Source organism: Vibrio sp. QJM3NY_27 (assembly GCF_057785955.1).
In genome coordinates, this window is the sequence record NZ_CM173511.1 from 840,450 (window position 1) to 852,594 (window position 12,145).

The following is a 12,145-nucleotide window of genomic DNA, read 5'->3' on the forward strand; positions in this document are numbered from 1 at the left end:
GTGACTTGGCTAGCAGAATTGCATATTCCAGATAAAACAAAACCCAGCTAAAAAGCTGGGTTCTATTCAATGATGGTGCGGTCGGAGAGACTTGAACTCTCACACCTCTCGGCGCCAGAACCTAAATCTGGTGCGTCTACCAATTCCGCCACGACCGCAGCAAATCTTTATAGTTATATCGACATTGGTGATTCGATGTAACGTTATGCTCTTGGTTTGCTATTTAGCTTAAAAACAAGCTAAGTAAAAACAAAGAGTTTAATAGTGGCTGGGCTACCTGGATTCGAACCAGGGAATGCTGGCATCAAAAGCCAGTGCCTTACCGCTTGGCGATAGCCCAACAGGATATCAATTAAGATATCTAAATAATGGTGCGGTCGGAGAGACTTGAACTCTCACACCTCTCGGCGCCAGAACCTAAATCTGGTGCGTCTACCAATTCCGCCACGACCGCAGCAAATCTTTATAGTTATATCGACATTGGTAATTCAATATAACGTTGTTTGTACTTTTTCTTTCATAAAGAAAGAATGGTGGCTACTGCGGGATTCGAACCTGCGACCCCATCATTATGAGTGATGTGCTCTAACCAACTGAGCTAAGTAGCCAATAATGAATTTTATGTATTCACTATTTTATCTCTAATAAAAGAGAAATAATGGTGCGGTCGGAGAGACTTGAACTCTCACACCTCTCGGCGCCAGAACCTAAATCTGGTGCGTCTACCAATTCCGCCACGACCGCAGCAAAGCTTTTACTCTAGCAAAGAGTATAGTTAAGAAGACTTATGGTTTGTCTAAGTAACGTTGTAATGGCTGGGCTACCTGGATTCGAACCAGGGAATGCTGGCATCAAAAGCCAGTGCCTTACCGCTTGGCGATAGCCCAACAGGATATCAATTAAGATATCTAAATAATGGTGCGGTCGGAGAGACTTGAACTCTCACACCTCTCGGCGCCAGAACCTAAATCTGGTGCGTCTACCAATTCCGCCACGACCGCAGCAAAGCTTTTACTCTAGCAAAGAGTATAGTTAAGAAGACTTATGGTTTGTCTAAGTAACGTTGTAATGGCTGGGCTACCTGGATTCGAACCAGGGAATGCTGGCATCAAAAGCCAGTGCCTTACCGCTTGGCGATAGCCCAACAGGATATCAATTAAGATATCTAAATAATGGTGCGGTCGGAGAGACTTGAACTCTCACACCTCTCGGCGCCAGAACCTAAATCTGGTGCGTCTACCAATTCCGCCACGACCGCAGCAAATCTTTATAGTTATATCGACATTGGTAATTCAATATAACGTTGTTTGTACTTTTTCTTTCATAAAGAAAGAATGGTGGCTACTGCGGGATTCGAACCTGCGACCCCATCATTATGAGTGATGTGCTCTAACCAACTGAGCTAAGTAGCCAATAATGAATTTTATGTATTCACTATTTTATCTCTAATAAAAGAGAAATAATGGTGCGGTCGGAGAGACTTGAACTCTCACACCTCTCGGCGCCAGAACCTAAATCTGGTGCGTCTACCAATTCCGCCACGACCGCAGCAAAGCTTTCCTCTCAACTAAGCAAAGAGCTTAGCGAAGAGTATATAGTTAAGAAGACTTATGGTTTGTCTAAGTAACGTTGTAGTGGCTGGGCTACCTGGATTCGAACCAGGGAATGCTGGCATCAAAAGCCAGTGCCTTACCGCTTGGCGATAGCCCAACAGGATATCAATTAAGATATCTAAATAATGGTGCGGTCGGAGAGACTTGAACTCTCACACCTTTCGGCGCCAGAACCTAAATCTGGTGCGTCTACCAATTCCGCCACGACCGCAGCAAAGCTTTTACTCTAGCAAAGAGTATAGTTAAGAAGACTTATGGTTTGTCTAAGTAACGTTGTAATGGCTGGGCTACCTGGATTCGAACCAGGGAATGCTGGCATCAAAAGCCAGTGCCTTACCGCTTGGCGATAGCCCAACAGGATATCAATTAAGATATCTAAATAATGGTGCGGTCGGAGAGACTTGAACTCTCACACCTCTCGGCGCCAGAACCTAAATCTGGTGCGTCTACCAATTCCGCCACGACCGCAGCAAATCTTTATAGTTATATCGACATTGGTAATTCAATATAACGTTGTTTGTACTTTTTCTTTCATAAAGAAAGAATGGTGGCTACTGCGGGATTCGAACCTGCGACCCCATCATTATGAGTGATGTGCTCTAACCAACTGAGCTAAGTAGCCATCTGAGAGCGAAGTAATATAATATAATCTCGCTTCCAATGCCATTATCTTTTTAAAGATAATTACACTTTAAATTGTGGCTGGGCTACCTGGATTCGAACCAGGGAATGCTGGCATCAAAAGCCAGTGCCTTACCGCTTGGCGATAGCCCAACAATGATATCAATTAAGATATCTCAATATGGTGCGGTCGGAGAGACTTGAACTCTCACACCTCTCGGCGCCAGAACCTAAATCTGGTGCGTCTACCAATTCCGCCACGACCGCTTTACTTTCCTAAAAACTCTTTGTTGTTAAGAGACAGATGTTTAATAACAAACAGAGTGCTTAGGAAATGGTGGCTACTGCGGGATTCGAACCTGCGACCCCATCATTATGAGTGATGTGCTCTAACCAACTGAGCTAAGTAGCCATTTCCAAATTGTTGCTCATTTCGAGACGTTGCCGCTTCGTTGTGAACGGGGCGCATTATGCGGAGTTGAGCGAAACCCGTCAACTTTTTTTTTGAATAAATCGCGAATAAACATCTGTTCGGTTTCTTTTTAGGCAAAGAGGTGTATTTGTCGACAAAAAACAGGTCTAAAAGGCGATATATATAGGAAGTTAAGTTTTGGATGTGGGGCTATTTCTAAAGGGGGAAAACAAAAAGGCCAGTGAATTCACTGGCCTTTTTTCTAGATGTTTAATCAGAATTATACGTTGAAGCGGAAGTGAACTACGTCACCATCTTTAACGATGTATTCTTTGCCTTCAAGACGCCATTTACCTGCATCTTTTGCTCCGCTTTCACCGCCAAATTCGATGAAATGTTCGTAGCCAACTACTTCTGCACGGATGAAACCTTTCTCGAAGTCGGTGTGGATCTTACCAGCTGCTTGCGGTGCTGTTGCACCGATAGGAATAGTCCAAGCACGAACTTCTTTAACACCGGCAGTAAAGTAAGTTTGAAGAGTCAGTAGCTCGTAACCAGAGCGGATCACTCGGTTAAGGCCTGGTTCTTCGATGCCCATGTCAGCTAGAAACTCTTCACGGTCTTCATCGTCAAGCTCAGAAAGTTCAGATTCGATTGCAGCACACACAGCAACAACAACGTTGTTCTCTTTTTCTGCATATTCGCGAACGGCGTCTAGGTAAGGGTTGTTTTCAAAACCATCTTCAGCAACGTTTGCAATGTACATTGTTGGCTTAAGCGTTAGGAAGTTAAGGTAGTCGATTGCTGCTACTTCTTCTTTGCCAAGTTCAACAGTACGAGCCATACCACCTTCAGTCAGGATAGGTAGAAGCTTTTCAAGAACTGTAGTTTCAAATTTAGCGTCTTTATCTCCGCCTTTTGCTTTTTTAGCATTACGGAAGATTGCACGTTCACAGCTATCTAGATCGGCAAGAGCAAGCTCAAGGTTGATCACTTCGATATCTTCGATTGGAGAGACCTTGCCAGAAACGTGAACGATGTTTTCGTTTTCAAAGCAGCGTACAACGTGACCGATAGCATCAGTTTCGCGGATGTTAGCTAGGAATTTGTTACCTAGACCTTCACCTTTAGATGCGCCAGCAACTAGGCCTGCGATATCTACGAATTCCATTGTCGTTGGAAGGATCTTCTGTGGATTAACAATTTTTGCTAATGCATCTAAGCGTAGATCTGGAACCGGAACGATACCTGTGTTTGGTTCGATTGTACAAAATGGAAAGTTTGCTGCTTCGATGCCTGCTTTAGTCAGTGCGTTAAACAGAGTTGACTTACCAACGTTTGGTAGACCAACGATGCCACATTTAAAACCCATGATATAAACCTTATTCTGCTTTGAACGTATGTAAGCGATTTTGTGCTTTTGGTAGGCCATCTTTTAATAAGATGTCTAGGCTACGAACCGATTCGTCAACGACAGCCTCGATACACTCTTGCTCTTTCGCAGGAGCTTTGCCTAATACATAACCTGCAACTTTATCTTTGTGTCCTGGATGGCCAATGCCCAATCTAAGACGATAGAATTCTTTATTGTTACCCTGCTTGCTGATGATGTCTTTAAGACCATTATGTCCACCATGACCACCACCTTTTTTAAACTTTCCAATACCTGGAGGAAGATCTAACTCATCGTGAGCCACCATGATCTCTTCTGGTTTAATTTGGTAGAACTTTGCTAAGGCAGCAACAGCTTTGCCTGACAAGTTCATAAAAGTCGTTGGGATCAGCAAGCGAAGATCTTCACCATGAACCATGATACGACCCGTTAGGCCAAAGAACTTTGGTTCGTTCTTTAGTGTCACGTTATGTACACGCGCTAATTCTTCAACTACCCAAGCACCCGCATTGTGGCGAGTTTTGGCGTATTCTGGACCTGGATTAGCCAGTCCAACGAGAAGTTTTATTTGTTGGCTCAAGGTATGGATCTCTCTTGGGATTTCAAAAAGCGCCGTATGATATCACAGTTTATGAAAAAGGTGCGAGCTAGCTGATAGCAACACGATGATTCCTGACTGTGGTGAATTGCGGCTTAATATTGGTTAGACATAAAAAAAGCACTTCATTCAATGAAGTGCTTAATATGTCTCTCTCACGAGTTCCTAAAACAAAGCTATAGAGCTTTGATTAGTTAAACATCGCTGAGATTGATTCTTCGTTGCTGATGCGGCGAATTGCTTCAGCAAGCATGCGAGAAAGGCTTAGCTCAGTCACTTTGCCTGTCGCAGCCATCTCTGGAGAAAGCTTGATTGAATCTGTAACAATAACTTGGTCTAGAACTGAGTTACGGATGTTTTCTGCAGCAGTACCAGAGAATACAGCGTGAGTAGCGTAAGCGAATACACGCTTAGCACCGCGCTCTTTAAGTGCTTCAGCTGCTTTACACAGTGTGCCACCAGTATCGATCATGTCATCAACGATAACACAGTCACGGCCTTCAACATCACCGATCAGGTTCATTACTTCAGAAACGTTAGCACGTGGACGACGCTTATCAACGATAGCGATGTCTACATCACCTAGCGCTTTAGCGGTTGCACGAGCACGTACAACACCACCAAGGTCTGGAGAAACCACGACTGGGTTTTCTAGGCCACGGTTAGCCATGTCTTCTAGAAGAACTGGAGTGCCGAAGATGTTATCAACAGGTACATCGAAGAAGCCTTGGATTTGCTCTGCGTGTAGGTCGATAGTCAAAACGCGGTCAACACCAACGTTAGAAAGGAAATCTGCAACAACTTTTGCAGTAATAGGCACACGAGCAGAACGTACACGACGATCTTGACGGGCATAACCGAAGTAAGGGATTACAGCAGTAATACGGCCAGCAGAAGCACGGCGCATTGCGTCAATCATTACCACCAATTCCATGAGGTTGTCATTGGTTGGTGCACAAGTTGATTGAATCAGGAATACATCGCTACCACGAACGTTTTCATTGATTTGAACAGCGACTTCGCCATCAGAAAAACGGTCTACAGTAGCATCGCCAAGAGAGATGTATAGACGATCAGCAATACGTTGGGCTAGTTCAGGTGTTGCGTTACCAGCAAATAGCTTCATATCAGGCACGGTGGAAACCTCGGGTTGCGTCCAGTTTTAAATAGATTGTGGGTGGGCTGATTGGTATTCAGCCAAAGTTTCTTTCAAAGGCGAAATGTTTCGTCCTTTAGCAATAAATGCAGAAACAGTGTCAGGCAGTTGTTCTAGAACCAATTCAGCTTCTTTTTTGCTGCTAAATTCAGCAAAAACGCACGAACCAGTACCAGTCAATCTCGACGGCGCGTATTGTAGCAGCCATGAAAGTTGCTTATCAACCTCTGGGTACAGCATTCGCACAATTTTTTCGCAATCGTTTACGTATTCTTGCTCTAGAAGCGTTGCTAGTGCTCGCTTTGGCGTATTTCGAGTTAATTCTGAATGTGTGAATATGTCGACAGTTGCTATGCTCACTTGAGGCTTAACAACGAGATACCATTTTTCATCCGGATTAGCGGGCTGTAGCTGTTCTCCAACCCCTTCGGCAAAGGCGGCGTGGCCTCGAACGAAGACCGGAACGTCTGCACCAAGCTGCAAACCGATTTCGGCAAGTTGATCATCCGAGAGGTTGAGTTGCCATAAATAATTAAGCGCGACCAACACGGTGGCTGCATTTGAAGAGCCTCCGCCAATGCCACCTCCCATTGGTAGCACTTTCTTGAGTTCAATATCCGCACCGAAAGAGGTCGATGTATATTGTTGAAGAGCAGTGGCGGCTTTCCAAATCAGATTATCTTCCAGTGCAACACCTGGGATTTCAGGGGTTATTGTGATCGCACTGGTTTCTTGATTTGAACTAACCGTCAGTTCATCGCCAAACTCGACAAACTGAAATAAGGTCTGAAGTTCGTGATAACCATTGTCACGTCGACCTGTGATATAAAGAAATAAATTCAGTTTAGCCGGAGAAGGCCAGTGGGTTGGCGTTGTTATCATTTTTTCAGTGTCCACTTCGAAACTACAATGTTGATTTTGTTCTCGTCTTGCTTGAATGACAATCGAGTAGGGAGTGGGATTGTCTCTACCTTAGTGTTGTCTTCATCCGATAGTTGCTTACTCGGCATCTCTGTATTTCGATAGTTATCAAAATTCAGTGTCCATAGTTGGTTGCTAACTTGTTTGGTGAGAGATTCAAGCGTGTTGGTGGTGTTCAATTGGTAGCTATCGGCTTGATCTGGAATGCCAAGGAACCATTGCGGTAGATGGTCAATGGGAATCTGCAATCCAGTAAGTTGTTCCACAAGAACGGAAGCACTTGCATGAGTAAAAACTTGGTCATCATAAGTGACTACCTTGGCACCCGAACTGTCAATTGTGAGGTTCAAGGCGGTTTGACCAAGGAAAGTAGTGAGCCTCAATTGACTCTGATTTGGTGAATGCTTCCAAATGAAGTTTAGGCTTTGGCGTTGCTCTGGAGAAATGTAAGCGAGCTTGCCTGAGGCTTGATAGTTTTCTATCTGTAAAAGCCGATCTTGGTGACTTTGCCACTCGACGCTGGTCGGTTGTTCTGGGATAGACGAGCAACCCACCATAATTATGGTTATAAAAATAAGAGACGTGATTTTACGAAGCTTGCTCATACTTGCTCACAACTTGTTCAAATTTATCTAAAAAACGTCTCAACTATAGCATTGAATTCACGAAGTCAGGAAAACAAATCCCGCTTGCTCTTTAAATAGAGCCATGCATCAAGTAAAATTCGCCCCTTGTTTCCATTCCCTGATCGAGAACTTCTGATACATGTCTTTGCTTGCCGTAGGTATCAATCACAATACAGCGTCGGTTGAATTGCGAGAAAAAGTCGCTTTTGGTCCAGATAAATTATCTGAGGCACTCAAGCAACTTAACGCAAATGCACACGTAAATGGAAGTGTCATACTTTCTACCTGTAATCGAACTGAAGTGTATTGTGACGTCAAAGGCGTGGCAAAAAACAAGTTGATCGATTGGCTGTCTGTATTTCATCAAGTTAGCCCTGAAGAATTAAAACCGAGCATCTACATCCATGAAGAGCAAGCCGCGATTAAGCACTTAATGCGCGTTGCTTGTGGTTTGGACTCTCTGGTTTTGGGCGAGCCGCAAATTCTTGGTCAGGTAAAACAGGCTTACACCGATTCGCGAGAGAACAAATCTGTTGATGCTTCAATGGAAAAACTGTTCCAGAAATCATTTTCTGTCGCCAAGCGTGTTCGAACCGAAACTGAAATAGGCGGAAGCGCGGTGTCCGTTGCTTACGCAGCCTGTACGTTAGCTAAACACATCTTTGAGTCGATTGCCGATTCAACAGTGTTATTGGTTGGTGCGGGTGAGACGATTGAATTGGTGGCTAAACACCTTTCTGCGAATGGCTGCACCAAGATGATAGTGGCTAACCGAACTCGTGAGCGTGCTTTAGGGCTAGCTGAAGAGTTTGGTGCTGAAGTGATCAGTCTGAATGAGATTCCTGACCATTTGCATAGAGCGGATATCGTGATCAGCTCAACTGCGAGTCCGTTACCTATCATCGGTAAGGGCATGGTTGAAACCGCACTGAAGACAAGAAAACATCAACCTATGTTGTTGGTTGATATTGCGGTTCCTCGTGATGTGGAATCTCAGGTCGGCGATCTGAATGATGCTTACCTATATTCCGTTGACGATTTGCAGTCGATCGTTGATGGCAATATTGAACAACGAAAAGTAGAAGCGATTCAAGCTGAAGCAATAGTTAGTGAAGAAAGCGCCGCGTTTATGAGTTGGATGCGTTCACTGCAAGCGGTAGACAGTATTCGTGATTACCGTAAATCGGCCAATGAAATCCGAGAAGATTTATTAAGTAAGAGTTTACAATCACTTGCCGCTGGCGGTGACCCTGAGAAAGTCTTACTTGAGCTGAGTAATAAGCTCACAAACAAATTGATCCATGCTCCAACGCGTGCACTTCAAAGTGCAGCTGAGCAAGGAGAACCTGCAAAATTAATGGTCATTAGACAGAGTTTGGGCTTAGAAAACCCTCAATAATATTCGACCTCCAACAGAATAAGACATTATGAAAGCCTCGATTCTAATAAAGCTTGAAACACTTGTTGAACGCTATGAAGAAGTTCAACATCTACTTGGTGATCCCGGTGTACTTGGGAATCAAGACAAATTCCGTGCCTTGTCAAAAGAGTATTCTCAATTAGAAGAGGTGACGGGGTGCTTCAAATCATACCAGCAAGCTCAAGAAGATTTAGAAGCTGCTGAAGAGATGGCAAATGAAGACGACGCAGAAATGCGCGAAATGGCTCAAGAAGAGATCAAAGATGCGAAAGCGAATATTGAACGTCTGACTGATGAGCTGCAAATTCTTCTGATTCCAAAAGATCCAAACGATGAACGTAACTGTTTCTTAGAGATTCGTGCCGGTGCTGGTGGTGATGAAGCGGGTATTTTTGCGGGTAACCTTTTCCGCATGTACTCTAGATTTGCCGAGAAAAAAGGTTGGCGCGTTGAGGTGATGAGCAGCAATGTTTCAGAGCAGGGCGGCTTTAAAGAGATGATCGCTAAAATCAGTGGCGACGCTGTTTACGGCACAATGAAGTTCGAGTCTGGCGGTCACCGTGTACAACGTGTACCTGAGACTGAATCTCAAGGTCGTGTTCATACATCAGCTTGTACCGTTGCGGTTATGCCTGAGATCCCAGAAGCAGATCTTCCAGAGATCAAAGCGGGCGATCTTAAAATTGATACTTTCCGTGCATCTGGCGCGGGTGGTCAGCACGTTAACACCACGGATTCAGCAATCCGTATTACTCACTTGCCAACAGGTACCGTAGTAGAGTGTCAAGACGAGCGTTCTCAGCATAAAAACAAAGCGAAAGCGATGGCTGTTCTTGCGGCTCGTATCGTTCAAGCTGAAGAAGAGCGTCGTGCTGCTGCTATTTCAGATACACGTCGTAACCTATTAGGCTCTGGTGACCGTAGTGACCGTATTCGTACGTACAACTACCCACAAGGCCGTGTTTCTGATCACCGTATCAACTTAACTATCTACCGCCTGAACGAAGTTCTGGAAGGTGATATGCAAAGCCTGCTTGATCCTGTTCTACAAGAGCACCAAGCCGATCAACTAGCAGCACTTGCTGAGCACAACTAATTACTATGCAGTCAGCATATACGGTTGAAAGTGCTTTAAAGTCAGCAATCGTACAGCTTCAAGAGGGCGATAACACATCGCCCTCGATTGATGCTGCGGTACTGCTTTGTCACGCTTTAGATAAACCTAGATCTTACCTACTGACTTGGCCTGAGAAGCACCTCACTTCAGAACAAGAATCCGAATTCCATACCCTTCTAAAACGTCGCTTAACCGGTGAGCCTGTGGCTTATATTGTTGGTGAACGTGAGTTTTGGTCGCTGCCGTTAAAAGTTTCTCCTTCTACTTTAATCCCGCGCCCGGATACCGAGCGTTTGGTTGAAGTGGCGTTAGACAAAACGTATGGCAAACAAGGTGCGATTCTAGATTTAGGCACGGGCACAGGTGCTATCGCGTTAGCATTGGCGTCTGAAATGCCGAATCGACCAGTTACGGGCATTGATCTTCGCCCTGAAGCGCAGCAACTTGCTACAGAAAACGCTCAGCGATTAAATATCACTAACGCCACTTTTTTACATGGCAGTTGGTTTGAGCCTTTGAACTCGGTGAATTCTGAAGAAGCTGTGAAGTTCTCGTTGATTGTCTCGAACCCACCTTACATTGAGAAGAATGACCCTCATTTATCTCAAGGTGATGTGCGTTTTGAACCGATCACAGCGTTAGTTGCTGAAGAGAAAGGTTTAGCTGATATTCGATACATCTCTGAAAACGCACGCGGTTTTTTAGAAAACGAAGGCTGGCTAGCATTTGAACACGGCTATGACCAAGGCTTGGCGGTACGTGAGATAATGCAACAACTGGGCTACTTGGATGTGGTTACAGAAAAAGATTACGGTGGTAATGACCGAGTGACATTGGGTCGTTACTGTTCATAGATAGTGGTTGCTCATAGGCTGCTGTTAATCATCTTGTGAGCAATAGGTGATTAACTTGCTAAATTGATACCTTTAACTCGACAATACACTTAACGCGGAAATACAGAGAATTAACGCAGAACTACAGGCCATTAACGGGTATTGTGTGGCTCGTGTTAACGAAAGCACATATAAAAATATAAAGGAATACCATGTACGAAGGTTTAAAACATTTTCACCTACTAACGATTGCTATAAGCGCGCTACTTCTTTCGATTCGTTTCGCTCTGATGATGGTTAACTCACCAAAGCTTAAGCATCCTTTCTTGCAGCGTTTCCCTCATATCAATGACTCGTTGCTGCTGCTATCGGGTATTGGTTTGATTTTTATCACTGGTTTTATTCCATTTACACCAGCAGCGCCATGGTTAACAGAAAAACTAACTTGTGTTATGGCTTACATCGCACTGGGTTTCTTTGCACTTAAGTTGGGTAAAAACAAGCTATTGAGAGTTTTCTCTTTCTTTGGTGCGCTTGGCTGGTTAGCGATGGCAGGCAAAATTGCAATGACGAAGACACCAACATTTTTCGGTTAATTATCTCCTTATTTCGGTTAGTTACGTATGTACGAATTTTTTGATGAAGACTTTGACCAGCTAGAGTTAGCTGAAGGTGCATTGATCTTAAATAAAGCGATTAACCCAGAAACTCAAGACAGCTGGGCTGAGCAAGAACTGGTGAGATTGTTAAAAGACGCTGAGTTTGCTTTGGTTAATGAAACCGATGAGCAGCAGAAGTTTGAATCTTTTATTCGACTATTCTTTTACGAGTGGGGCTTTGCTGGCGATAAAGATGCGTACTTCTCATCGGAAAACGCGTTTATCGACAAAGTACTTGAGAGAAAGAAAGGGATCCCAGTCAGTCTTGGGGCAATCTTCCTTTTTCTAGGACGCAAACTAGGCTTTCCTGTAGAGGGTGTCTCTTTTCCGACTCAGTTTCTGCTTAAAGTCAGTTGGTATGGCCAAACTCCGGTCTATATTAATCCTTACAATGGCGAGTATGTTGGTCAGCAAACGTTGCGAGCATGGTTAATTGGCCATGATGGCCCATTGGCTAAGCTGAAAAGTGAGCATTTGAAAGTCGCAGACCACCCAACCATTATTGGTAAGTGGTTAGCTTTATTGAAAAGTGCACTGCTGAGAGAAGAGCGTTACACATTGGCGTTAAAGTGTACCGATTTGGCGTTAACATTCGTCCCGGATGATCCGTATGAAATCCGTGACCGTGGTTTCATCTATCAGCAACTGGATTGTCACCAGATTGCCGCCACCGATTATCAGTACTTTATTGATCAATGCCCAGATGACCCTGCATCTGAGTTACTTAAATCTCAAGTGAATGTCATGACGGAAAAAACCGTCGTCGTTCACTAGTT

The 12,145-nt window shown here is 44.2% G+C and carries 10 protein-coding genes and 19 tRNA genes; 5 read left to right on the forward strand and 24 right to left on the reverse strand.

The features are described from left to right. Positions 1-73: 73 nt before the first annotated feature. The 24 genes from AC3CIA_RS03730 to lolB form a co-directional block, all read right to left on the reverse strand. Positions 74-158 (reverse strand) — tRNA-Leu (locus AC3CIA_RS03730). Positions 159-265: 107 nt separating this feature from the next. After that, a tRNA-Gln gene (locus tag AC3CIA_RS03735) sits at positions 266-340 on the reverse strand. A gap of 29 nt (positions 341-369) precedes the next feature. Further along, positions 370-454, reverse strand: a tRNA-Leu gene (locus AC3CIA_RS03740). A gap of 77 nt (positions 455-531) precedes the next feature. Beyond that, a tRNA-Met gene (locus AC3CIA_RS03745) sits at positions 532-608 on the reverse strand. Positions 609-659: 51 nt separating this feature from the next. Continuing rightward, positions 660-744, reverse strand: a tRNA-Leu gene (locus AC3CIA_RS03750). A 68-nt stretch (positions 745-812) separates the two neighbouring features. Further along, positions 813-887, reverse strand: a tRNA-Gln gene (locus tag AC3CIA_RS03755). 29 nt (positions 888-916) lie between these two features. Continuing rightward, positions 917-1,001, reverse strand: a tRNA-Leu gene (locus AC3CIA_RS03760). A gap of 68 nt (positions 1,002-1,069) precedes the next feature. After that, positions 1,070-1,144, reverse strand: a tRNA-Gln gene (locus AC3CIA_RS03765). Between the two features lie 29 nt (positions 1,145-1,173). Further along, positions 1,174-1,258: transfer RNA gene (locus AC3CIA_RS03770), tRNA-Leu, on the reverse strand. A 77-nt stretch (positions 1,259-1,335) separates the two neighbouring features. Next, positions 1,336-1,412, reverse strand: a tRNA-Met gene (locus tag AC3CIA_RS03775). A 51-nt stretch (positions 1,413-1,463) separates the two neighbouring features. Next, positions 1,464-1,548 (reverse strand) — tRNA-Leu (locus AC3CIA_RS03780). Positions 1,549-1,635: 87 nt separating this feature from the next. After that, positions 1,636-1,710, reverse strand: a tRNA-Gln gene (locus tag AC3CIA_RS03785). A gap of 29 nt (positions 1,711-1,739) precedes the next feature. Then, positions 1,740-1,824: transfer RNA gene (locus tag AC3CIA_RS03790), tRNA-Leu, on the reverse strand. Positions 1,825-1,892: 68 nt separating this feature from the next. Beyond that, positions 1,893-1,967, reverse strand: a tRNA-Gln gene (locus tag AC3CIA_RS03795). 29 nt (positions 1,968-1,996) lie between these two features. Then, positions 1,997-2,081 (reverse strand) — tRNA-Leu (locus tag AC3CIA_RS03800). Between the two features lie 77 nt (positions 2,082-2,158). Beyond that, a tRNA-Met gene (locus AC3CIA_RS03805) sits at positions 2,159-2,235 on the reverse strand. Between the two features lie 77 nt (positions 2,236-2,312). Beyond that, a tRNA-Gln gene (locus AC3CIA_RS03810) sits at positions 2,313-2,387 on the reverse strand. Positions 2,388-2,416: 29 nt separating this feature from the next. Further along, positions 2,417-2,501: transfer RNA gene (locus AC3CIA_RS03815), tRNA-Leu, on the reverse strand. 68 nt (positions 2,502-2,569) lie between these two features. After that, positions 2,570-2,646, reverse strand: a tRNA-Met gene (locus AC3CIA_RS03820). A 280-nt stretch (positions 2,647-2,926) separates the two neighbouring features. Continuing rightward, positions 2,927-4,018: a redox-regulated ATPase YchF gene (ychF, locus tag AC3CIA_RS03825; RefSeq protein WP_026012356.1), complete on the reverse strand. Its 1,092-nt coding sequence runs from the start codon at positions 4,016-4,018 to the stop codon at positions 2,927-2,929. A 10-nt stretch (positions 4,019-4,028) separates the two neighbouring features. Continuing rightward, a complete protein-coding gene (gene pth / locus AC3CIA_RS03830; protein ID WP_010439162.1) occupies positions 4,029-4,619 on the reverse strand; it encodes an aminoacyl-tRNA hydrolase in 591 nt (196 codons plus the stop codon). A 208-nt stretch (positions 4,620-4,827) separates the two neighbouring features. Then, entirely contained in the window at positions 4,828-5,772 is a 945-nt protein-coding gene (locus AC3CIA_RS03835; protein WP_012603389.1) for a ribose-phosphate pyrophosphokinase, read from the reverse strand. Between the two features lie 27 nt (positions 5,773-5,799). Beyond that, entirely contained in the window at positions 5,800-6,675 is an 876-nt protein-coding gene (ispE, locus tag AC3CIA_RS03840; RefSeq protein WP_428783703.1) for a 4-(cytidine 5'-diphospho)-2-C-methyl-D-erythritol kinase, read from the reverse strand. After that, a complete protein-coding gene (gene lolB / locus AC3CIA_RS03845) occupies positions 6,672-7,319 on the reverse strand; it encodes a lipoprotein insertase outer membrane protein LolB (RefSeq protein ID WP_488518539.1) in 648 nt (215 codons plus the stop codon). The genes ispE and lolB overlap by 4 nt, the downstream gene beginning before the upstream one ends. A gap of 160 nt (positions 7,320-7,479) precedes the next feature. On the opposite strand from lolB, the gene hemA reads away from it, so the two are divergent. The 5 genes from hemA to AC3CIA_RS03870 all read left to right on the forward strand — a co-directional run bounded on the left by hemA (position 7,480) and on the right by AC3CIA_RS03870 (position 12,143). After that, positions 7,480-8,739, forward strand: coding sequence for a glutamyl-tRNA reductase (gene hemA / locus AC3CIA_RS03850; RefSeq protein WP_004736235.1), 1,260 nt, complete (start codon positions 7,480-7,482; stop codon positions 8,737-8,739). A gap of 28 nt (positions 8,740-8,767) precedes the next feature. Next, entirely contained in the window at positions 8,768-9,856 is a 1,089-nt protein-coding gene (prfA, locus tag AC3CIA_RS03855; RefSeq protein WP_004736236.1) for a peptide chain release factor 1, read from the forward strand. Between the two features lie 5 nt (positions 9,857-9,861). Then, positions 9,862-10,731: a peptide chain release factor N(5)-glutamine methyltransferase gene (prmC, locus tag AC3CIA_RS03860; RefSeq protein WP_474355779.1), complete on the forward strand. Its 870-nt coding sequence runs from the start codon at positions 9,862-9,864 to the stop codon at positions 10,729-10,731. Positions 10,732-10,922: 191 nt separating this feature from the next. Beyond that, positions 10,923-11,306 carry a SirB2 family protein gene (locus AC3CIA_RS03865; protein WP_004736238.1) on the forward strand — a complete coding sequence of 128 codons (384 nt, stop codon included), beginning with the start codon at positions 10,923-10,925 and terminating at the stop codon, positions 11,304-11,306. 27 nt (positions 11,307-11,333) lie between these two features. Beyond that, on the forward strand, positions 11,334-12,143 hold the full coding sequence (locus AC3CIA_RS03870; RefSeq protein WP_488518540.1) for a SirB1 family protein: 810 nt from the start codon (positions 11,334-11,336) through the stop codon (positions 12,141-12,143). Positions 12,144-12,145 lie beyond the last annotated feature (2 nt).

Coding starts and splice junctions, on each gene's coding strand:
- ychF (WP_026012356.1), bottom strand. CDS start 4,018: ATGGGTTTTAAATGTGGCATCGTTGGTCTACCAAACGTTGGTAAGTCA.
- AC3CIA_RS03865 (WP_004736238.1), top strand. CDS start 10,923: ATGTACGAAGGTTTAAAACATTTTCACCTACTAACGATTGCTATAAGC.
- AC3CIA_RS03870 (WP_488518540.1), top strand. CDS start 11,334: ATGTACGAATTTTTTGATGAAGACTTTGACCAGCTAGAGTTAGCTGAA.
- prfA (WP_004736236.1), top strand. CDS start 8,768: ATGAAAGCCTCGATTCTAATAAAGCTTGAAACACTTGTTGAACGCTAT.
- lolB (WP_488518539.1), bottom strand. CDS start 7,319: ATGAGCAAGCTTCGTAAAATCACGTCTCTTATTTTTATAACCATAATT.
- ispE (WP_428783703.1), bottom strand. CDS start 6,675: ATGATAACAACGCCAACCCACTGGCCTTCTCCGGCTAAACTGAATTTA.
- prmC (WP_474355779.1), top strand. CDS start 9,862: ATGCAGTCAGCATATACGGTTGAAAGTGCTTTAAAGTCAGCAATCGTA.
- hemA (WP_004736235.1), top strand. CDS start 7,480: ATGTCTTTGCTTGCCGTAGGTATCAATCACAATACAGCGTCGGTTGAA.